We start from the raw sequence: 23689 nt of genomic DNA on the forward strand, positions 1-23689 counted from the left end.
TGTACGATTTTAGTTAACACTTTAATTCGTCTGTCTGTCACAAATATAAAGATTTCTTTTATAAAATAAGCAATCTTAAGACATAAAAAAACTCGCATAATCAAAAGAATATGCGAGTTTCTTATCATTTGTATGAATATTCAGGTATGATTCATCAAAAATCGGCATTACGCGGAGTACGCGGGAATGGAATTACATCACGGATATTAGACATCCCGGTTACAAAGAGCAATAAGCGCTCAAATCCCAGTCCGAATCCGGAGTGCGGACAAGTACCGAACTTACGGGTATCCAGATACCACCACATATCCTTCATCGGAATATGCATCTCTTCGATACGTGTCATCAACTTATTGTAATCCGACTCACGCTCCGAACCACCGATAATCTCCCCGATCTTCGGGAAAAGCACATCCATGGCGCGTACAGTTTTGCCGTCTTCATTCTGTTTCATATAGAATGCCTTTATTTCCTTTGGATAGTCGGTCAAGATCACCGGACGTTTAAAGTGGTCTTCCACCAGATAACGTTCATGTTCAGAAGCCAGGTCAACTCCCCAATAAACCGGGAACTCAAACTTATGTCCTTTGGCAACAGCTTCTTCCAGGATCTTGATACCTTCCGTATATGGCAAACGCACAAAGTCTTCTTTCAGTACACCTTCCAGACGTTCTATCAGCCCCTTATCGAACATATCGTTCAGGAACTTCACATCGTCGGCACAGTTATCCAAAGCCCACTTCACACAATATTTAATGAACTCTTCAGCTAAATCCATATTCTCCTGAATTTCATTGAAAGCCACTTCCGGTTCGATCATCCAGAACTCGGCCAAATGGCGCGGAGTGTTAGAATTTTCTGCACGGAAAGTAGGACCGAACGTATAGATGGCTCCGAGAGCAGTGGCAGCCAATTCGCCTTCAAGCTGACCAGAAACAGTCAAGCTGGCCTGTTTGCCAAAGAAGTCGTCATCGTATATGATAGAGCCGTTTTCATCTTTTTTCAGGTCATACAAGTTCATGGTAGTCACTTGGAACATCTGTCCTGCACCTTCACAGTCAGATCCCGTAATGATGGGGGTATGAAAATAGAAGAATCCCTTTTCATGAAAGAATTTATGGATGGCAATAGCCATATTATGACGAATACGGAATACTGCTCCAAAAGTATTGGTACGTGGACGCAAATGAGCAATCTCACGCAAGAACTCCATTGAGTGACCTTTCTTCTGTAGCGGATATGTATTGTCACAAGCACCCAGCACTTCAATCTCACGAGCTTGCACTTCAGCCTTCTGACCGGAACCTACCGACTCCGTCAATACACCGTTCACGCTCAGACAAGCGCCGGTAGTGATTTGCTTCAGCATCTCTTCATTAAAGTTTGCCAGATCGACTACGACCTGCACATTATTTATTGTAGAACCGTCATTCAGTGCGATAAAGTTAACTTGTTTGCTACCTCTGCGGGTGCGAACCCATCCTTTCACATTGACCATAGCGCCAAAATCTTCACGCTTTATCAGGTCGACAATTTTTGTTCTACTAATCTTTTCCATAAAACTATTTTATATACATTATTATATATAGTAGTCAGAAGCCAGTAGCTGGAAAACAACAAACACCAGACTATCGGCTTCCGACTACCATCTTTTAAATTCCTTTATTATTCAAAAGATCCCATCCGGAGGAAGTTTACTTCCTGTTCCGTAAGGTAACGCCACTCACCGCGACGCAATCCTTTCTTAGTCAGTCCGGCAAAGAATACACGGTCGAGTTTCACCACCTTGTAGCCTAATGATTCAAATATACGGCGTACAATACGGTTCTTTCCCGAGTGGATCTCGATACCCACCTGATCGCGTTTCACTTCATCTGAATAACTGATAGCATCTGCATGAATCTCGCCGTCTTCCAACTGGATACCGGCTGCAATCTGATCCATATCCGCCTTTGTCAGGTTCTTGTCCAGATATACATGATAAATCTTCTTCTTCAGGTATTTCGGATGTGTCAACTTCGATGCCAAATCACCGTCATTGGTCAGCAGCAATACACCTGTTGTGTTACGGTCCAGACGTCCTACCGGGTAAATACGTTCAGCACAAGCTCCTTTCACCAGATCCATAACAGTCAGACGAGCCTGAGGATCATCCGAAGTAGTCACACAATCTTTCGGTTTATTCAGCAACACATACACTTTGCGTTCAATACTGACTGTTTCGTCATGGAACTTCACCACATCGGCACGCTTGATCTTTGTACCCAATTCTGTAACGACTTCGCCATTAACAGAAACCACACCTGCTGTGATAAACTCATCTGCTTCACGACGAGAGCAAACTCCCGCATTGGCCAGAAACTTATTCAGACGAATCGGCTCATTCGGATCAACAAACTGTTCTTTGTATTCAATCTGTTTCTTCTTACTGTATTTGGCATTCGGATCGTAATCTCCCGTACGGCGCACCGGACGTGAGAACCCTTGCGATCTGTTATCGTTATTGAATCTCGGACGATAAGGACGGTCGCCACCTTCACGATTGTATGAAGGACGTTGCGGACGGTCTCCATAAGAACGCTGCGGACGGTCGCCACCTTCGCTGTTAAAGCGCGGACGGTAAGGACGGTCGCCACCTTCACGGTTGTATGAAGGACGTTGCGGACGGTCGCCATAAGAACGCTGCGGACGGTCACCACCTTCGCTGTTAAAGCGCGGGCGATAAGGACGGTCGCCACCTTCACGGTTGTATGAAGGACGTTGAGGGCGGTCGCCATAAGAACGCTGCGGACGGTCACTACCTTCGCTGTTAAAGCGCGGGCGGTAAGGACGGTCGCCACCTTCACGGTTGTATGAAGGACGTTGGGGACGGTCGCCATAAGAACGCTGCGGACGATCTTCACTATTACTATTAAATCTCGGACGATAAGGACGGTCGCCACCTTCACGATTGTATGAAGGACGATTGTATCCACCTTCTCTGTTATAACTTCTGTTACCATCACGGCCGGCGTCTGTATTCTCGCTCTTGGAGTCTTCGCGCCATTCTTCGTTTTCTGTGCTCATTTTCTTATTCGAATAAAAATTAAACTTTTGGCCTCACGGCCTGATTTCAAACACTTATATTATATATAACAATAATCACCCTTAAATTCCCGTATACGAATGGGGAGTGATTACTCTTAATTCTTTTTTTATTTCTTCACTGACATCCAGTCCTTCGATAAACTCCTTGATCGAAGCTTCTGTGATAGCCTGATTGGTACGAGTCAATGCCTTCAGGGCTTCGTACGGATGCGGGTAAGCCTCACGACGAAGAATAGTCTGAATAGCCTCAGCCACTACACTCCAACAGTTATCGAGATCACGGCAGATTGCGGTCTCGTTCAGCAACAGTTTGCGCAATCCCTTCAACGAACTCTGGATAGCGATCACAATATGTCCGAACGGAGTACCTACATTACGCAATACGGTAGAATCCGTCAAGTCACGCTGCAAACGTGATACGGGAAGTTTCACTGCGAGGTGTTCCAGAATAGCATTAGCCATACCCAAGTTACCCTCCGCATTTTCAAAGTCAATCGGATTCACCTTATGCGGCATTGCGCTCGATCCTACCTCTCCGGCCTTGATTTTCTGCTTGAAATATTCCATTGAGATATATTGCCAGAAGTCACGGTTCATATCAATCATCACCGTATTAATGCGTTTCATGGCATCGAAGATAGCCGACAGGTTATCATAATTTGAAATCTGTGTTGTATATTCTTCGCGTTCCAATCCCAGTTTCTCTGCAACAAAGCGATTTCCGAATGCTTTCCAATCATATTCGGGATAAGCTACATGGTGTGCATTATAATTTCCGGTTGCACCACCGAACTTGGCTGTTACAGGACATGCCTTCAGAGTTGCCAACTGGCGTTCCAGCCGGTAAACAAAAACCATGACTTCTTTACCCAAGCGTGTCGGAGATGCCGGCTGACCGTGAGTTTTGGCAAGCATCGGAATAGTTTCCCATTCGGCAGCATATGTCTTCAACTGAGCAATCAGTTCCTCAATCAGCGGATAATAAACCTGCTCCAACGCCTCTTTGATAGAGAGAGGAATTGAAGTGTTGTTAATATCCTGCGAGGTCAGTCCGAAATGGATAAATTCCTTGTATTTGTCCAACCCGCCTAACTTATCAAACTCTTCTTTCAGGAAATACTCTACGGCCTTTACATCGTGATTAGTCACACTTTCAATATCTTTAATGCGCTGTGCATCGGCTTCCGTAAAATTACGATAGATATTGCGTAATGACTCGAACACACTCTTATCAATTCCTTTCAGTTGCGGCAACGGAAGTTCACACAAAGTAATAAAATACTCTACTTCTACCTGCACGCGGTATTTAATCAACGCATATTCGGAAAAATATGCCGCTAAAGCTTCAGCCTTGCCTCTATATCGGCCGTCAATCGGAGATATGGCCGTAAGTAAATCAAGTTTCATATTGTCGTTTAGATAATTATCAGGTTGCAAAATTAACTCTTTTTCCTGAGTTATAAGGCATAAGGAGTGAGAAAGTTTGTATAAAAGAGACTAAAATAACGATGAGTGATCTATGACAAACGGTGAACAGCCCGCATTATAATATTGCCGCAAGCAGTTCACCGTTCCTCATTTATCGCTGATCACTTATTATTCCGTGTCGATCACAGTCCGTCAATCATTCATCATCAATTATTCAGTTTCATCAGCACCGGTGTCTTCACCGTCTTCACCTCGGCCTGAGGAACTTCATTCAATTGTTCAAAAATAACAATCTTATTTGTTCCTTTCTTCAACCATACTCCCGGGATATAAAGGGTTTGCTGCGGTCCCACCTTCCAATAGCGCCCGATGTTGACACCATTTACAAAGATGATACCTTTTCCCCAATTTTCCATATCGATAAATGTATCTCCGACGTTATCCAACGTAAAGGTCCCTTCATAAAGCACCGGACAACCTTTCAGTTTTGCGGCCTCAGCAGGCACATTCGCATGTGCATCAGCTTTCAGTTTTGCCAGGTCGGGCATTTCGCTCATCGGCAACTGATACATATCCCACTCACCTGTAATTTCCTTACCCGCTATCTTGACCGGACTAATGATACCCTTGGTATTATGCACAATTTCACTACCATAATTAATACGTCCCATATTTTCAACCAGTATCTGCAAAGTAGCGTTAAACGGCACCTCAATCTCCATTGAATAAGTCTTGGTATTCCGGTTCAACACACCTACCTGCTCTCCATCCACATACACAACCGCATAGTCACGCAGTCCCGGTATCTCAAGCGTTCCACTGATAGGTTGATTAAAATGACGGGTATATAACACATATCCATACCCTTGATTCAACTGCTCAAAAGTCAAAGGAGTATCGGCCGACACCGGCTTTTGCTTTTCGGCGAATGCCAATACATCAGCAACTTTGGTCAATTTGATAGAGGGGATCTCAATAACCGGATTTGGAGCCGGAGCCTCGGGGACCGTGTATTTAACGTATTTTCTGATCACGTTACGGATTGAATCATACTTCGGAGTCACCCAACCAGCTTCACTGATAGGAGCATCATAATCATAACTGGTCAAATCCGGCTGAATATCACGTTTCTTATCATAATTAGCACCACTTGTAAAGCCGAAATTAGTTCCTCCATGCACCATATAGAAATTGAAAGATACGTCATTCTGCAGATATTTCTCGGTCTGACGAGCAATTCCGGAAGCACCCACCTGTGGAAACGGTTCCGCCCAATGCGACAACCAACCCGGATAGAACTCAGCAACCATATACGGTCCCTTACCATCATGATATTGATTAACCACCTTTTTCAAGTTCTCAATATCACTTTCGCCATTCGCTGTAGGCAAGGCACCCGGTGTAGCTCCGCCTTCGAAAAGCCAGCTGCCATCAGAGGTAAACAAGGGTACATTAAATCCTGCATCAGCCAATTGCTGTTTAATTTTGGCATTATAAGCACGATGCTCTTCCAAAGGTATATCTTTTCGTTGGGCAACGTACGAACCAAACTCGTTCTCACACTGCACCATCACGATCGGGCCACCTTTTGTGCACTGCAAATCGCCCACTTCCTTATAAAGCCGGTCAATATACGCCTTTGTATATTTCAGAAACTCCGGATTATCTCTCCTGATTTCCATTCCTTTCACATTCTGCAGCCACCAGGGATAGCCGCCAAATTCCCACTCGGCACAAACATAAGGACCGGGGCGTAAAATAACCATCATTCCCTCTTCACCGGCTGTTTTTATAAACTCGGCCAAATTCTTATCACCGGTAAAATCCCACTTCCCCGGCTCCGGTTCATGAAGATTCCAGAAAACATAAGTCGCAACCGTATTCAACCCCATACCTTTCATCATCTGTAAACGATGACGCCAATATTGATGAGGGATACGGGCATAGTGCATTTCACCAGAAAGAACAGGTGTCACTTTTCCATTACGATAGAAATGTCCGTCTTTGATTTCAAACGCAGACCTTGACTGCGAGAATGCACATAATGGCATGATAGCCAATAGCAAAAGTAAATAAATAGATTTTGTTCGCATGGTAGCATTAATAGGTTTGTTGATGAAGCAAAGTAAAGAAATAAATCACTTTTTCACCAACTTTCCCGTCGTTTTCTTATAAAAAATAACTTGAATTAATACACCGCAACCAGATCAGCCATAAAAAAGAAAGTCCTCACAGAAATATTCTGCAAGGACTCTATATTGTGGGCGTTGACGGATTCGAACCGCCGACCCTCTGCTTGTAAGGCAGATGCTCTGAACCAGCTGAGCTAAACGCCCGATGTATCTTTCTCAAAGAATATATAGCAAAATTGAATCTCTTTTCAATGTGGGCGTTGACGGATTCGAACCGCCGACCCTCTGCTTGTAAGGCAGATGCTCTGAACCAGCTGAGCTAAACGCCCATATATTCTTCTTCGAAAGTGTTCGGCTGTGGGCGTTGACGGATTCGAACCGCCGACCCTCTGCTTGTAAGGCAGATGCTCTGAACCAGCTGAGCTAAACGCCCGTACACTTTCCTTTTAAAAGCGATGCAAAGGTATCGCTTTTCTCGAAATCTACAAATTATTTACGATCTTTTTTTTCAAAAAGTTTCCAACATCATCAGTAAGTCTCTGTTTTTCAAACAATAGAATCCATTTTGTTTTACTTCGTTTGTTTTCTCAGTAACTATAGGATTCTTCTTCAAATTAGGTGGTAAATTCTTTATTTCTTTATTTTCAAGTTGATAATTGTCCTTTTTGCTTGCTTTAATAGGAAAAAACAGACACCGGCTGAAGTAAGATTGCTCAAGTCTCGGAAGTGAATTTACGCCGTCCGGACCGATATCTTCATCCTTATACCTTTCTTCAATTAACATTGTTAACGCCTTTTGCAGGTTGTCAGGTTCTTATGCGCAAATAATAAGTCTTTTGCATTTAAAAGAACTTGTTATTCATATCCAAAGAACAAGCTTTAACTCTGTGTTAAAACAAAGTTTTTGAGGATAGAAATCTTACTTTTTAAAGATATTGATTTTCAGATGGTTTATTCTAAAATTCGCTTTTTCATCTCACGGATGGACTCTTCGGAGGAAAGCCGGAATACTTGCTTTTTTATCAACTATAAACGAGGGCTTACACTTCCGAAAACTGAATTAGATTTCCATGAGTAAAAGAAAACTTACCACCAAATTTTGAAGAAGAACCTAACTTAGGTTATCCGTCCGATGCCTGCCGCCGAATAACACGTGCGGGATTGCCTACCGCCACACAATCATCCGGTATATCTTTTGTAACCACGCTACCGGCTCCAATCACGCAACGGTCACCTATCGTCACCCCAGGGCAAATGACCGCTCCGCCCCCAATCCAGCAATCTTCACCAATAGTAACCGGATAAGCATATTCCTTGGGATTACGGCGTTCCAGATAGTCCATCGGATGATGTGGAGTATAGATTTGCACACACGGACCTATCAGTGTATGACTTCCGATAGTGATGAATGCTCCGTCAAGGAAGGTACAATTGGCATTAACAAATACATGTTCGCCCAGACGGATGCCGTCACCATGGTCACAATGAAAAGGCGGGCAAATAACAGAGGTAGGCGGAAGGTCGGGCACCAGCTCCTCAAGTAACTCCCTGTAAGTATCGTCATACGTACTCAGTCCCCGCATCTGTGCCAATAACTTTTTAGCATGCTCAAACCGTACCTGCAACTCGGGTGCTGACATATCAGCCAGTTCGCCACTACGCATTTTTTCTATTTCAGTCATTTGGATTATTCTGTTTTTCCGTTCGTAAATACATATTTCTTTTCATCCGAAAGCTGTTCGTTGAACTCAAATCCTTCCCAAGCAAATGTTTTCAACTGGTCAACGGATTCTATCCGGTTTTTCAGGATGTAACGGGTCATCTCTCCCCTCGACATTTTAGTGTAGACCACTACTGTAGCCAGTTTCCCGTTTTTCCAGACGTGAAACTCAGGAGTCACCACACGGACCTCTCTCTCCACCCGTTTCCAATCAAAAAGTCCCCGCATCTCGTCACTCGCCAGATTACAAAGTATCCCACCGGCTTTTTTAATATCTTCTATAAACAAGTCGGTAAGAACCGGCTTCCAATACTCAAACATGGTTCGGGTACCGGGTTCGGGCAATCGGACATCTCCTTCGAGCCTGTAAGGTCGAATCACGTCGAGAGGACGCAGCAGCCCATAGCAAAACGAAGTCAACCTCAAATGGTCCTGAGCATATCGGAAATCTTCATCCGAAAAATCTTTGGGAGAAAGTCTTTTAAAAACAATCCCGGTATAAGCCAACAGCGCAGGCAGCTCCCGAGTCGCTTCGGAATGAAAGTCCTGATAGCGCTTATAATTCTCAACAGCAATCTTAGCATTTACCCGCAACAGGCGCTCCAACTCTCCGACAGAGAATTGAGACATTTGCAAAGCGACCTCCGCTGCCTCCTTCCGGAAGCGGGGAAATGTGGTGAGAGGCGTTTTCACTTTCGAAACGTCACTCATGGTTTTGGCGCAAGATAAAAGTATCAGCATAGGCTTCTTTCCTTATTTCAATGTTTCAAAGGAACAAAATTAATAGAAAAACGGGAGTATACACTTTTTTTCTTACTTTTGTACTGTCACTAAAACCTGAAAAACTAACATTTTACCTAAAATGAAGATTAAACGACTCTACTTACTGGGAGCCTGGCTCCTTTTGGGCGTCAGTGCTTCGGCCCAGAACACAAGTATTCAACCACAACCACAACAGATTCTTTCGGAAACGCAGGCTCTGAGTCTGCCGGATACCTATCTGATTGTCGGAGAAACAGAAGCAAACCCGCATGCCGTCAGTGCACTGAAAGCTTTACTTGCCGGAAAAAAGACAGATAAGGACGGAATTCGCATCTATATCGGTGAAAAAGGGGATAAAGCTATCCGTAAATTCGCCCGGCAAATTCCCAATCAGAAAGAAGGATATTATTTAGCTGTCAACGACAAAGAAATCGTATTGGCCGGACAAGACGAACGGGGAACCTTCTATGCTTTGCAAACCCTATCACAACTGCTGAACAATAACCAATTGCCTGTAGTTGAAATCAAGGACTATCCTTCCATCCGCTTCCGCGGTGTAGTCGAAGGATTCTATGGAACTCCATGGAGCCACGAAGCCCGTCTCCGTCAGTTGAAATTCTACGGAGAAAATAAGATGAATACCTATATCTATGGTCCTAAAGACGACCCGTATCACAGTTCCCCCAACTGGCGTTTGCCTTATCCGGAAAAAGAGGCGCTTCAGTTACAGGAGTTGGTAAAAGTGGCCAATGAAAACGAAGTGGACTTTGTATGGGCCATTCACCCGGGACAAGATATCAAATGGAATCAGGAAGACCGTGATCTGCTGCTGGCTAAATTCGAGAAGATGTATGATCTGGGAGTACGTTCGTTCGCAGTATTCTTCGATGATATTTCGGGGGAAGGAACCAACCCGAACAAACAGGCTGAACTACTGAACTACATTGACGAGAAATTTGTAAAGGCCAAACCGGACGTTACCCCGCTGGTCATGTGCCCTACCGAATATAACAAAAGCTGGTCGAACCCGAAAGGTAATTACCTGACTACTTTGGGTGAGAAACTGAACCCTTCTATCCAGATTATGTGGACGGGCGACCGTGTGATTTCCGACATAACCAAAGATGGTATTGCCTGGATCAACAAGCGCATCAAGCGCCCGGCGTATATCTGGTGGAATTTTCCGGTATCCGATTACGTACGCGACCATTTGCTGCTCGGACCGGTTTACGGCAACGACACCCAGATTGCCGATCAGATGTCAGGCTTCGTCACCAACCCGATGGAACATGCCGAAGCATCTAAAATAGCAATTTACAGTGTAGCCAGTTATGCATGGAATCCGGAAAAATATGACAGCGAACAGACATGGAAAGATGCCATACGCACCATTTTGCCGAGTGCTGCGGAGGAACTGGAATTCTTCGCCGCACACAACTCTGACCTGGGTCCGAACGGACATAAATACCGCCGGGACGAATCGGTTGAATTACAGCCTGTAGCTAAGCTTTTTCTCGACAGCTATCTGAAAAACGGCTCGTATACCGAAGCAGATCTCAACTCCTTGAAAGCAACCTTCGGCAAGATGACAGAGTCCGGTGATATTCTGATGACCAACACCGAAAACCAACCTTTGATTGCAGAAATGATGCCCTGGCTCCGTCAATTCAAATTATTGGGTGAAACCGGACAAGAAGTATTGTCTATGGTCAAAGCTTACAAGGAAGGCGACAACTCACTTTTTATCCGGAAGTACCGCCATGTGAAAGCACTGCAACAACAGATGTTCCAGGTGGACCAGACTTATAACCAAAACCCTTACCAGCCGGGTGTAAAAACAGCAACTAAAGTGATCAAACCACTGATCGACCAAACATTCACTACGGTGACCGAACGCTATAACAAGCAAAACGGTACACAGCTGGATGCCGCAACGGACTACATGCCTCACAAACTGACGAGTGACGTAGAGCAACTACGCAATCAGCCGTTACAGATCAAAACGAACCGTATATTGGTATCGCCTGCCAACGAAGTAATCAAATGGGGAGCGGGACGTACGTTGACCATCGAACTGGATCAAGCCTATCCGGGAAAGAGCTTGGATATAGATTTCGGCAAACCGGATGTAAGCGCCTGGGGACGACTTGAAGTTTCAGCCGATGGCAAAGAATGGCAAGAAGCTGACTTCAAACAGGAAAAGAACCGGATCACGCTTAACCTGAAACAAGCTCCGGTGAAAGCTGTCCGTTTCAGCAATACCGGCAATACGGAACAAGAAGTTTATCTTCGCCGTTTTATCATTACTCTGGACAAATAAAAACTTATTCAATCTGTGTAAAAAGCCCCTTCCGGTATTTTCGCTAAAATACGGAAGGGGCGCACACAAACAAAACAAACAATAATTCATCAACAGCCTTCACAGGCTATACCGATGAATATCACTAAAGATAGCATACAAAGAGTATGCTCGTGAAAAAGCTGCCTTTTCAAGGCTACAGAGGATAAGATTAATCATTCAGCATGTTCATTTACCTTCGTACAAGAGCTTTCTCTTTCCTGTAATACACGAAATTTCATTTGCTGCTGTTCCCGCCAGTAGTAAAAACCTCCACACGAAATTTTGCATAAAACAACATATTCAGTTTTACGCTTCCGCATCAGACGCAATAGAGGTGTACATAAAAACTTATCCGGTTCGGAAACACGCACCCTGATTGTTTTTCGTCCGGAAGTAGTTCCGTCCGGACAGGGCAACCAGTCTATATCAAGTATGCCCAGAAGAGAATAACAATAAAAGGCAGAATGTTCATAGGCATACCATGCTCCTTCTTCCTGATACAGGAAAATACAATCAACATTCTGTGCTTCTATTTGCAATATCTCTTCCAGGGTCATACTACCGCAACGTTCTATTGAATAACTACTATCTTACGGGCTACAGTTTCCCCGCCGGAGGCGGAAGTCATCAGTACAGTCCCTCTCCTGTTCGCTCCGAAAGCTACGTGCAAATAAGCATGCGAACTATATTTGCTACTGAGTTCCGACACCATACCGTCTCCCGGAAATGCTCCGGGAGATGCGGCGGATGGGTGCAGAAAGAGCCAGCCGGCAGACGTCGGATTCAATACCCGGACCGTCCAGTTACGGTCGGTTGAACCAACCAAATCGAAAACAAACGAATCGGTATCTTTCTGGTCCGATATAATGGGATTCCAACTGACACGAACCGGCTGAGACAGATTATCACACGTCATAGTCAAGGTTGTAGATACGGCACTATTGGCCGGTGAGGTAAAATCCCCTGTTATTTTATACTTATTACTTCCTAAAGCCTGTGCAGACAGATTGGTCAGCCAATTACAATCGGCAGGTAGGGTCAGAACCGGCTGAACACCACGGCTGGAATATACGATACAAATATCTACACCCGTCGCCGATGTAGTCACACCTGTTTTTCCATATAGGCTGAATACATTATTAGACGATGCCATACGGTATTCACCGTCGGCCACAATACAGGGCAAATCCGTGTCTTCATCCGTCAACTCCACTTTCAGAGCATTCGAAGGTGCAGAAGCCACAGCAATATCCGGATTTTCATATCCCGGACCATTGACGCCCACCACCGTAACAATATAACGGTGGTTACGTACAATGTTCAGAGGAGCTCCGTTGTTACCGGTCATTACTACCTTATAATAGCCTTTTTTTCCCTTATACCGGGCTGCAATGACTACTCCCATATAGTCGGAAGCCGAACAATTGCGCTCATAAATGTATAAAGATGGTTCCGCACCATTAACCCAGCCCTTACGATAATCCAGATAGGTTCCACCGGTAACCGGATTTGCGGTAACGGGAGTGTTAACTTCTCCTGTGCAATCGGTCGGAGCCAGGAAGCCATGACAGGCTCCCTGATGGACGGTAATTCCTTCGATGACAAAATCATCCAGTCCGGTATTTACACCCCCACTACCCTTCTTCACTTGTATACAGGCAGTGGAACGCAACAGTTTCACACCCTCTGCTTTCGTCACGATATTGATTCCGTTGAGGGCAAAACGTCCCCACATGACCAAAGGCATCACATGGTTTAACAATGTGCTCTCTCCTTCATCCACATGTTCGAGCGAGGCTGTCTGCAAAGAAGAGATAGCCGCATTTTCCGCCATACCCGGAGTTATATCACCAAAGTTCAAACGATCCGAAGAGCCATCAGCACTCCGCCCGTTTGCAACCAGATGAATGATACGCCGTTCCGAAGTAGCATCCAAACGGACTGTGAAATTAATCCCCGTTCCGGTAACAACCAACCTGTCATTCTCTACTTTGACACGCTCCATAAACTTTGCGTCTTTGTCGAATATCAGCAAGTCTACGTTCTTAATATCGGTATCCGTACACAGACCACCGGCACGAGTAAGCGCATTCACTGACTCCGGCTGCGGCAAGGTTACCGAAACAGCAACATCTATCTTCCCATAAGCGGGTTTCTGTTCCTCTTCCTCATGACTACACGAGACAAACAGAAAGGCAACCAGTATACCTATTATATATTGTATTTTCATACTATAGCGCATTTTCATTGTTTACACTAAAATCTATTTCCTCTCCCCCTGATAATTATCGGAATAGGTATTCACGATTACGGGAGTCCAGAAGGGCTTTTCTTCCGGTCGGAACGGCACCTTTACCGAATGAGATGAGCGAGTATTGGCAGGGGCAGCAGCAAGTACTGTTACAGATGCCGAATGTTTAATACGGTCATATACAATTGTTGCAACTTTTGTATAACCTCCTTGATCATACGTTCCATTACCTCCGGTAGTAGTAATAAGTACCCGATAAGTATCATTATACAACCTTTCACCACCTTCATTATAATAATTATATTTATTATAATCCCCGGTTTCAGCAGTTCCTTTAGACATTGTTCCTCCTTTATAGGCAGTCATTTCAAAAGTCATAGGAGCAGGTGCTATCCCTGAACTATACCATGTTGCATAAACATCCAATTTTATTTTTCGGGGAGAGTTTACATCGCCTTCCAATACAGGGGCATTAAAAAATGCAGTTTCTCCCTGTCCTTGACGTGCATCACCACCCCACTGTAGCAGCAGTTTGCCATTATAATTAACAGTCTGATTCTTGCTCCATCCAACAGGCTTTTTATCATAAGAAGAATTATTACTTCCATCACCAGATACATTATTACCTTGGAATTCAACCGCAATATCCACATCAGACCTATCCCACATAAATTTAACAACAAAATAGTCGAAAGGAGGAATTGTCACTATAATATCCTGGTGTACTTTAACCGTAACCTGATAATCCGGGCAATCGGCATGATGGAAAGTTAATGATCCGTCACGAGCCTCATCGGAAGGTTCACGGTCGGTTGTCATAGTCAGCACTTGCGTTAACGGATTCCATCTCAAATCACTATGAATCCAGGACTCCCATGAATCGAAAATAATATTTCTACTACCACCCAACACAGTCACATCTTGTGAATTAGTAACTGCAGTCTGCGCTGAACCTGTTGGAGCAAGTGCATTTATTACCCCATCATCCACATGGATATAGCAGTTCATTAACGAAATCGTATCCGTATCAAGCGTTGTTTTATTCTTCACAACAATCTGACCATCTCCATAACAAGTATCAAAATCATCCGGCTTAATCGTCGAAGTACGTGTAAAGTTGACTGTGGTATTTCCTTTCACCCCACTCTGTATGTCTGAAGTCGCTTTGGGACTACTACCTAAGAATATCCAGTCACCTCCAATACTCTTAACCTCCACCGAGCGATTTTCATGTGCTTTAGGACAAAATATAAGTTTATGTTCACTAACTTTGATTGTACCTCTATCCGGTCTTTGTGTAACCGGTATTTTCTTGGTCACATTATTTGCTTTAATGGTAATATACGAAGTACGCGGATGATTATCCACATAGCTATCCAGATCAGCAGTAATTTCCACCGCATTCCCATCCAACTTTTTCACCGAAGTAATCCACGTGGCCTCAGGTGCCTTCTCCACTGTATATTCCCGGGCATTGGTATTTACATGTATCGTGTCTTTGAATGCCAGCCCAACGGAAGCTTTATCCGTATAAAGCTGGGTCTGTGACAAATCGGCTTCCAACTGTGTATCTTGCCAGTTCAATATCTCAGTAGAGACATCGAGCTTTCCACCAAGGAAAATGCGTACCAACAAAATTCCGTTTACTCGTGGAACCCGAGGAATTACCACATCCGTCTTCTCGAAACGTGTACCTCCTTCACTGGCCAGATCGACACTCAGTTTAAGATGGCTGGTAGTCGTGTCTGTCGGAAGCGCATTCAGATAATCAGTTCCTTTATGGGCCGGCACAATAAACCGAAGCGTATCACTATACTGATGACCCGCCATTGCAGTATTATTATGTATAGTAAAGGTACCGGTCATAGGTTCCGCACTCACAGTAGGGTTGTTTTTATTGGGGTATAACCCTCCTTCCCAATTAAGAGTCGTAGGCACGTTGCTCAATTTCATGGTGTGGGTACCATTGATATCCAGTCCTCCGGCATCAGCTATCACGACTTTGACCAATGCAACGTTCCGTGAAAGTAATGCTGTTTCGGAAGCGACATTATCCTGACCGGCAATAACCTGCTGTCCGGTAATATAAGCCGTACGCAACTCAGGCATAGACGGCAAATTTCCACCGGAGGAACGGGTTTCCCACATTTTCAGTGATGAACGCCCCTGGCCACGGACAGGCTGAACCAATTCACTGTTTATATCCCTGTCGGCACTGACCAACGTAATATCCCACGTACCTGCCGCAACCGGCATGGTAAGACGGTCTGCAGCGTAAGTCACATCCGGCACTTTCTGCCTGAACTGTCCGGCAGCAGCCCCATCTCCATCAAACAGATAGACTTGCGTATTATTGATAATATCAGCAGAAGCTCTCGTCATCCTGAAAACCAATGAAGGATTACCATTGGTTCCCCCTGGCGATTCCCTGTCATCCGTACAAGCAAACGCCAGAAAAAGCAGCAAGCCCATCAACCCTGTATATATTCTTTTTCCTGTCATAGTTCTTTTTTCATCCATTTTCTTCTGATCAGACAAGAAGACCTTGCATTTGAAATGCAAGGCACTCTTATCCCTAAGAATCATTTTATTTCCGGATCGTAAACTCTGCCATACGTTCTGCGTCAGACACACTGATCGGCTGTGCACCTGTAGGCTGGTTTACAGATTTGATTTTCAGTTTCACCTGTTTTTCCAAAGCATCCGTACTGAACAATACCACTCCATTCACATTGGCCGAACTATGGTTGCCGTCTCCACTGATGCGTAGGTCATGCAGATTGGTAAAGACAAAGTCTTTTCCTTCTTTTGCCGTAGCATCGGGCAATGTCACACAGTTAACAATAATATCACTACCTGTGGCATTAGTCAGTAAGGCTCCGTCTGAAGCACGCAACAGCGAAACGGTGAAGAAGCCCGACACCACATTATTATTTACTCTGTGGTCGCCAAGTGAAGTTATGGCCAGGCGTGCCGGCTGATCAACAACAATTCCGCTGCAACTCAACAATTCACCATCAAAAGCGACATTGGAACCACTCAGGCTATGTACTTTATTGAAATTCACCACCACGGTTTTAGGAAGTTCATAGCGGGTATCCTCCAATGTTCTGACATTAAAAGATGACTTTTGCGAACCATTGGCAAATATCACTCTCGGCGTCAATCCCATATCGAAATCAAGCGCATCGGCTGTGCCTTCCCCATAAATGCCATCCACTATAATATTGGCTCCCGTTGCATTAGTCAAAGGAGTTCCGTCGGTCTTAAATAATCCCAGTTCATATAAAATATCTTTGGATCCCTCTTCTCCGCGCTCCGTACGTACCAACTTTACAACCGCCTGCTGATCTTCGATAACCGCTTTTCCTACAGGCTTCACCAGATAACTCTGCTGAACATCCGACAATAGCAATTCAAAGTCCTTCACACCTTCGATCAGATCATTCGCCTTTACCGGAACCTCAATATCCTGTTTCACCAGATAGCGGTCAGCCGTTCCGCGTGAGGGAGTGAAAGAGAGCTTTCCCTTCACCGGAGTAAAGTTATTGGCCGTTGTAGCCGATGCTTCGCGAGTGGCATAACCTACACTCACAGGAACAGGCGCTCCCTCTTTCGTGGTGGCATATCCGGTCAGTGTCACAGTAAACACAGCGGTAGCTGTTCCGTTTACCGGCTTGGTTATTTTCACGTCCGAGACATAGAGTCCATGTCCGAGCTTGACAAGACGGCTACCACTACCCAGAAAAAGTAACTCCCCGGATGATGCAGTCAAGGCCTGACGGTAAATGGTAGGTTTATTATCCGTCACATAACGGTCAAACTCTTTCTCACCCGTAGCAGAATACATACAAACCCGGCCCTCATCCGAAGACAGCAGCAACACTTCACCGTTGTTAGTCACCTTAATCTTATCAAAGTTACCATCAATCGTTCGGTCAAACTCAGCTTTTCCTGTCGGCAATATACGGACAAATGTTCCTCTGCGTGCGTTGACGTCATAAGTGGTTACCACTGATTCGCCGGTAGTCCGGTTCATACCCACACCTCTCACATTTCCGTTCGAGGTACCCGAGTACAAAGCTGTTCCGTCATTTCGCAATAAAGCGTAATATCCTTTATTACCACTGCCTCCTACTAATATATTACCATTGCGGGCCACCCGTAGATGGTTGAGCGTTGCCAATCCCTGGTTGGCAGGTATCAGTGTTTTAGCAAAAACAATATCACCTTCCGGACGAATCTTATAAATAATACCTCCATCTGTCGATGAATTACCGGTAACAATCACCGAACCGTCATTGATATTGGCGTTCAGGCCTGTCACTATAAATCGTTTAGCCGGAATGGCAGTCACATAATAAGGTTTCCCTTTATCATCTAACCGGACCACCACCGTCTGTTCTTTTTCTCTGTCTCCGGAGAAAGCCGCACAGATATATTCAGTCGTGTTGCCCAACACCTCAAACTGGTCACAATAGCCACTTCCGGTGTTCTTATACTGATAAATCACTCTACCCGATTTATCTATTTTCAAGAGAATACCTTGCCGACCGCTTCCTCCTTTCGGCTCCATACCGGAAAGTATCAATGATCCGCTTCGTAGCAAGGCACCTTTCAGAAGCTCGCTTCCTTGTCCTCCCGCATAAATATTGGTAACAATATGACCACTACGGTCTAATATGACCGCTCGTCCGCTCAGCGTCACATTATCCTTTCTGCCTTTTGTATTCATCACAGCAGATTGTCCGACAAGCAGGATACGATTGTCCTCCAACTCTGTCAGCTCATTAACAGCAGTAAACCCGGCCAACGGTAACGAAAAGAGTACCTCACCTTCTCTTCCTATCCAGGTCAGATTGTACTTCTGTCCCTCTTTGCCTACCATAGCCACTTCGTCACCGGCCAACGGGCATACCAGTTGTATCTGGTTCTTATCGCCATATTTCTTATCGAAAACCACCGGCATATATTGGGCTCTCACCTGCAGACAGGCTATGACGCTCAGCAGGAACAGTCTCCACACTCTATGAATTCTTGTCTTCTTCATATATCGTTTACTTTTTTATATTTCTACCTCTTATTATATATTTCGACACGCCTTGCCCGACGGTTCACTTGTATCCAGTCGATACCTCCCTCCGGCCAGCGATGATACTCAATTTCCTCTTTCACCTCTTCCGGAGAAAGTTTTATCCTACCATGGGCCTGTATACCGAAACGTACATTTAAACCATGATTGCGCAGGAACTCTGCAACACTCTCTGCCCTTCGTTCTGACAATGAATAGTTATAACTGTCACTTCCTATCTCATCGGCAAAACCATCAAACCTCAGTTCCGAAAACCGGTAGGTACCCATTTCATTGATAAACTGCTCAAGCCTCCGTACAGATTCATCGGTCAGTTCATCCGAATCGAAATCAAAATAAAGAGTCATCAGCAAACCTTCAGGTGCATATTGCTTCAATGCAACAGACTCCGGAGAAACTGTTTCCGTAGCTCCGTTCAACAACAAAGCGCCACCCAAAATCGCATTCTCCTCACTCATCCCGTAAAAGGGCATCCCCTGCTGAGTACCTAAATCTTCTACCGTACGGAGGTAATAAATATCATCTCTCGAAGCCATCTCACGATCGGATACGAAATAAGCAGTTCGCAAATCGAGCGGGCACATATAATAATCGTTGAAGACGGAATTTACCGGATGGGGAAAATGACTGATACTGCCCGGCACTACCCCATCCTTATCATAATAAGCACTGAACAGGTCATAACCACCGAATCCCGGCAGCCCGTTAGACGAAAAGATGAGACGTCCTTTATAGATTACAGGAAAGATCTCATCACCTTCCGTGTTGACATCCGGTCCCAGATTTACAGGGGTTCCCCATGTCCGGGCCTCGTCATCCCAATGAACAACATACAAGTCGAACCCTCCGTATCCTCCCGGCATGTCGGAAGTGAACAATAATGATTTACCTTCATTGAATAAGTAAGGATGGGCATACGAAGACATCTCCTCCTGTGGAAAAGCCGGAACGTACTTCGTAAACCGTTTCTTTTTATTCTTTAGCACAGAATAGAACAACTTTGTACGGAAAGGGCGTAGTTTCCGGTCTGCCATTTCCACTGTTGTCTTCTCTTTATCGTACTCAATGACTGTAGCTACCATTGACTTCATATCCGGCGAAAAGGTCACCGGACCATTCTGCAAGTCAGCAGGTATCTTCCGGAAATATCCATAATATCTCGGAGGTTTCTGAGCCTCGGCACCGGGTTCACCGGTTTCGTCAAGTGCATAATAGTGAGTACGATGAAAGAACAACTTTCCCGGATCATTGAATTTACTGTAGCTAATGGCATAAAACGGCTGCTCACCATAATTTCCAACCCAAAATTCAGCATTCGGTGTATTCAGTGATAAACGTTTTGCCGAAAATCCGGGGTCTTCCTGAACCGAATGGCGCATGGCAAGTGCCTCTAACGTATTCTGATAACGCTGATAGCGACTATATATATCCTTATAGGCATTATCCAGGCAGATAGCTTCTGCTTTGCGGGCCTGTCCCTGAAAGCGCAAGGCATCTATATAGTCACAGACATCATCTACCCCGAGCAGATCCGGACGCAACCCCATTGCTTTATCATAATGTTCTGAGGCGCGACCGTATTCCCTCACCATAAAATACAAACGTGCTGTTTTGAGATGAAGCGCAGCCTGACTGTCCTCATCTTTTTCACGCCTGATAGCCGTTTCGTACTGGGCCATCGCTTTATCAAATTTCTGCCTGATAAAATTACGGTCTGCCCGCCGTTCTATCCGCCCTATCTTCCGCTCCTGCGCAACGGAAGGCATAGTTCCTCCCATTAAAAAAAGGAATGCGGCAGCCGACAGGAGAATCTGTATCTTCTTCTTTCTCATTTCAGCAACTTTTTATCAGTAACATTAGCGGAATATATTATAAGTAAGATTTACACCAAACTTAGTCGGACCAATCCATCTCTTGGTTTTCTTACGTTCCAAAGGGAAATTTACATACTCTCCGCCCAAATAATATTTATTATATTGGAGGTGCGCATATCCCAGCCCAATATTCAGATCCAGCCCCCAACGAGAGTTGAAAGCAAATTTATATCCGGTTGAGATACCACCTGACACTCCCCAGCCTTTACGACGATAACTCTGTAACGGATCATTATGCTTCAACAAACCAATATTAAAGTTACCGTACATGGCATAAGGGCCTATGTAAAATCCATCCCACGAATCATTAGTATAGAAGTTACGCGGATTCACATAATAGCGCAATTCAACACTGCTCTGGAGTGCCCGAAACACTTCTTCATGTTTCTTGAATAAATACGGCATCCATAGCACTTCACCGTTCACCGTGAGTTGCCTCGTCAATGTATACTCAAAGCCAACGTTAGGCGAACCGGTCAGCCAAAAAGGAATATTCACTTTGACACTTTGTGCCTGTACTCCGCTGATTAAGCAAAATAAAACGGCGACACTCAAAATATGTCGTATAACTGATTTCATTCTAATTCTCTTTTATATGTATATATGTATCATTCCATGTCCGTATCTCCACTCTCGATATCTTCGTTCCATCCTACAACCGATATCTTAATAACGGTATAAGATTCGATTTCAATAATTATACGTTTACCATGCAATAACCGTAACGGCAATCCTGTCTCCCTTTCCGTAACTTCCACGGGCAAATGGTTGACAACTGCTCCATTTTCATCGAGAAATGTATAATTCAACCTCATCGGTTCATTCTCCACAGAAGGAATAAAACGATGATCTACCTCTAATACATCGGCTTTCTCCTGTACGGGTAATGTTCCGAAATGAAACATTTTATCCTCAGGAGTCAATCGACCGGTCAGAGTATCATTTTTGAGGTATTGCATCACAGGTGCTCCTTCCGCAAGCAATTGTACCTTCTTTATATGCGACACATCACCGGGAAATTTCTTAAACCGAACCGTTATACGTCCGGTATAGCGTTCCAGTGCTGCGGTATCGGTCTGTAAAATGCCCGGATGTACAATTGCGGGTACGAACTTCTGGAATAATATATCCGAAGGCTGTACATATCTGTTCGGTCCGGTAGAACTGCTTTTCAGAATAAAAGCAGAAGCATCCAGATGTTGCCCGTCCACAAACGTAAGACTGTCCGTATTGGTATAACAGTATACTTTATATTCGCCGGGAGTTAACCTAAAACTAAACAAGCCCGCCTCCATGCGCGGATCTTTATCCCATGGAGAGGTTGCATAACGTGCGCCGACCAATGTTCCGGCATCGTTATAGACCAGCACTCGACAATCACTGACAGTCTTGTTCAGAACCTCGGGTACAAAAACCTGATAATTCGTTTCATCTTCAAAATAATCATATGTACACGACGCAAGCGAAAGTAAGACTGCTACACCAGTAAATAATACTATGAGAAGTCTGTTTTTTCTCATGTTCTATAGTTTATTTCATTATCCTCCCCCCGAGGCTCTCGGGAGCAGCAAGCGTTTCTGCCTATTCTCTGCTCCCGGACCATGATTCCAAGGGGAGTAAAAAGAAAGTTTTTACATTATAATATCTGAATTTACAATATTGCTATCCCAAGGTGTAGGAGCTCCTACAGTAATTGTCAGGCCACCATATTCCGTAGGAGTTACAGGTACAGTCGTACTTCCGCCGGTACGTAAAGTCAGGTTTACTTCACGAATCACATTCGGTACAAAATTCTCTTTAACCACTCCGGACCAATAAACGGTAGCTTCATCGGAAAGTGCAGTACCATCTCCCAAAATATGTCCGGCTTTACCACGTCCTGATACCACTATAAAATACTGACGCTGTCTGTCAGCCGTACCGGTAGTTGCAGAATCATTAACGCGTCCACCATTATTGGGGAATACAACCACATCTCTCCACATCGTAAAGTTTCCGTTTAAAATCGTTCCTCCAGGGTTATAACCGGATCCGGGCTCAGCCGTTTTAAAGACTTCACCATCCGAAATAGACAATATATTAGTAGCAGTCGAGGTAGCACTTACTCCTCCGTCATTCCCTGCCATCACTTTCAGATAATCCGGCAAGCGATAAATCATAATAGAAGCATCCTGTGCAAAGTCAACGCCATTCGCAGTATTCTCATTATTCGTATTTCCTTCTTTATCCTTTACGTTCAGACGGACACGCATCAAAGAGACTTCACGTTTCAAAGCAATCGGAGATGGAGTTGCAGTAGCATCCGAAGAAATGACTACACCCGGAACAGCTCCCATAAAAATCTCGGCAGGTTCCGTATAGGCCGTATTGCCTGCCAAGGCAGCAGAACAAAAAGCAGGGAATGCACCTGGCTTATATTTCATCACCATGTTCTGCACCTGTTTCTGACGTACATTCCACATTCCCCACTCTACAGGAGTTGTGCCCCCATCCAAATAGGTATTGATAGCATCCGCTGAACTTTTCGCATTTGCTATAGCAACCATCGTATATGTACCAGCAGGCACATCTGTATAAGTAAAAGTAGTATTCCCGTCTGTTGGATTAACTACATCTGAAAACCGCACGATATTGCTTGCGTCATACAGCAAAATCTGCACCTGACGGATTTTACTCCACGATGTTTCCGGCACTGCAGTAGATTGCGCAGCTCTCGTCTTACCTCCTTGTTCCATACTTGTTCCTTCAAAGTTCAACTTAACTATAAAGTTAGTCTTCGAGTTCCCACCAGGAACTTCTCCTGAAGGAAGTTCATTGTGCTCTGAACAAGCACTCATGGCCATTGCAGCGAGCAAAGACCATAAAAACACAGATTTCTTTTTCATAAATAATTCACTTTAGTTTCTACTTAATATTTGATTCAGACAGAATGTTGGTTTCTTATCTCAATCGATCTGCCCGTTACTTCGTAGGTAACGGGTCTACACAAATTCCAAGACAAA

The 23689-nt window shown here is 44.5% G+C and carries 15 protein-coding genes, 3 tRNA genes and 1 pseudogene; 1 reads left to right on the forward strand and 18 read right to left on the reverse strand.

Features of this window, described 5'->3' with window-relative positions; genetic code table 11:
* Positions 1-154: 154 nt before the first annotated feature.
* The 10 genes and pseudogenes from asnS to yaaA all read right to left on the reverse strand — a co-directional run bounded on the left by asnS (position 155) and on the right by yaaA (position 9108).
* A complete protein-coding gene (gene asnS / locus G7Y45_RS00985; RefSeq protein WP_005782430.1) occupies positions 155-1558 on the reverse strand; it encodes an asparagine--tRNA ligase in 1404 nt (467 codons plus the stop codon).
* Between the two features lie 107 nt (positions 1559-1665).
* Entirely contained in the window at positions 1666-3066 is a 1401-nt protein-coding gene (locus G7Y45_RS00990; RefSeq protein WP_165017084.1) for a pseudouridine synthase, read from the reverse strand.
* Positions 3067-3147: 81 nt separating this feature from the next.
* On the reverse strand, positions 3148-4494 hold the full coding sequence (purB, locus tag G7Y45_RS00995) for an adenylosuccinate lyase (RefSeq protein ID WP_005821980.1): 1347 nt from the start codon (positions 4492-4494) through the stop codon (positions 3148-3150).
* Between the two features lie 227 nt (positions 4495-4721).
* Positions 4722-6608, reverse strand: a complete 1887-nt coding sequence (locus G7Y45_RS01000) for a beta-galactosidase family protein (protein WP_165017081.1) — start codon at positions 6606-6608, stop codon at positions 4722-4724.
* Between the two features lie 168 nt (positions 6609-6776).
* Positions 6777-6851 (reverse strand) — tRNA-Val (locus tag G7Y45_RS01005).
* A gap of 50 nt (positions 6852-6901) precedes the next feature.
* Positions 6902-6976, reverse strand: a tRNA-Val gene (locus G7Y45_RS01010).
* Between the two features lie 29 nt (positions 6977-7005).
* A tRNA-Val gene (locus G7Y45_RS01015) sits at positions 7006-7080 on the reverse strand.
* Between the two features lie 197 nt (positions 7081-7277).
* A pseudogene (locus G7Y45_RS20085) lies at positions 7278-7510 on the reverse strand (hypothetical protein).
* Positions 7511-7768: 258 nt separating this feature from the next.
* Complete coding sequence (locus G7Y45_RS01025; protein WP_032541020.1) at positions 7769-8329, reverse strand: sugar O-acetyltransferase; 561 nt, start codon at positions 8327-8329, stop codon at positions 7769-7771.
* Between the two features lie 5 nt (positions 8330-8334).
* The gene (gene yaaA / locus G7Y45_RS01030; protein WP_005811183.1) at positions 8335-9108 is read right to left on the reverse strand and encodes a peroxide stress protein YaaA; all 774 of its coding nucleotides are present in this window, start codon (positions 9106-9108) and stop codon (positions 8335-8337) included.
* 121 nt (positions 9109-9229) lie between these two features.
* Here yaaA and G7Y45_RS01035 point away from each other — a divergent pair, with 121 nt between their 5' ends.
* Positions 9230-11449, forward strand: coding sequence for a beta-N-acetylglucosaminidase (locus G7Y45_RS01035; protein ID WP_165017079.1), 2220 nt, complete (start codon positions 9230-9232; stop codon positions 11447-11449).
* 194 nt (positions 11450-11643) lie between these two features.
* Here the strand turns inward: G7Y45_RS01035 and G7Y45_RS01040 are convergent, their stop codons facing one another.
* The 8 genes from G7Y45_RS01040 to G7Y45_RS01075 all read right to left on the reverse strand — a co-directional run bounded on the left by G7Y45_RS01040 (position 11644) and on the right by G7Y45_RS01075 (position 23572).
* Positions 11644-12027 (reverse strand): hypothetical protein, encoded by a 384-nt coding sequence (locus G7Y45_RS01040; protein ID WP_005782415.1) that lies wholly within the window; start codon positions 12025-12027, stop codon positions 11644-11646.
* A gap of 14 nt (positions 12028-12041) precedes the next feature.
* Positions 12042-13700, reverse strand: coding sequence for a FimB/Mfa2 family fimbrial subunit (locus tag G7Y45_RS01045; RefSeq protein ID WP_165017076.1), 1659 nt, complete (start codon positions 13698-13700; stop codon positions 12042-12044).
* 33 nt (positions 13701-13733) lie between these two features.
* Positions 13734-16370: a BACON domain-containing protein gene (locus G7Y45_RS01050; protein WP_165017073.1), complete on the reverse strand. Its 2637-nt coding sequence runs from the start codon at positions 16368-16370 to the stop codon at positions 13734-13736.
* Entirely contained in the window at positions 16309-18771 is a 2463-nt protein-coding gene (locus G7Y45_RS01055) for a Calx-beta domain-containing protein (RefSeq protein WP_165017070.1), read from the reverse strand. Before G7Y45_RS01055 ends, G7Y45_RS01050 begins: the two co-directional genes overlap by 62 nt.
* Before the next feature lie 23 nt (positions 18772-18794).
* Positions 18795-20645 carry an OmpA family protein gene (locus G7Y45_RS01060; protein WP_005821994.1) on the reverse strand — a complete coding sequence of 617 codons (1851 nt, stop codon included), beginning with the start codon at positions 20643-20645 and terminating at the stop codon, positions 18795-18797.
* 24 nt (positions 20646-20669) lie between these two features.
* Complete coding sequence (locus tag G7Y45_RS01065; RefSeq protein ID WP_005811199.1) at positions 20670-21266, reverse strand: DUF3575 domain-containing protein; 597 nt, start codon at positions 21264-21266, stop codon at positions 20670-20672.
* Positions 21267-21295: 29 nt separating this feature from the next.
* Positions 21296-22207 (reverse strand): FimB/Mfa2 family fimbrial subunit, encoded by a 912-nt coding sequence (locus G7Y45_RS01070; RefSeq protein WP_005782402.1) that lies wholly within the window; start codon positions 22205-22207, stop codon positions 21296-21298.
* Positions 22208-22318: 111 nt separating this feature from the next.
* The gene (locus tag G7Y45_RS01075) at positions 22319-23572 is read right to left on the reverse strand and encodes a FimB/Mfa2 family fimbrial subunit (protein WP_165017067.1); all 1254 of its coding nucleotides are present in this window, start codon (positions 23570-23572) and stop codon (positions 22319-22321) included.
* Between the last annotated feature and the right edge of the window lie 117 nt (positions 23573-23689).

Origin of the sequence: Bacteroides sp. ZJ-18 (assembly GCF_011038705.2) — a bacterium.
GTDB lineage: Bacteria > Bacteroidota > Bacteroidia > Bacteroidales > Bacteroidaceae > Bacteroides > Bacteroides hominis.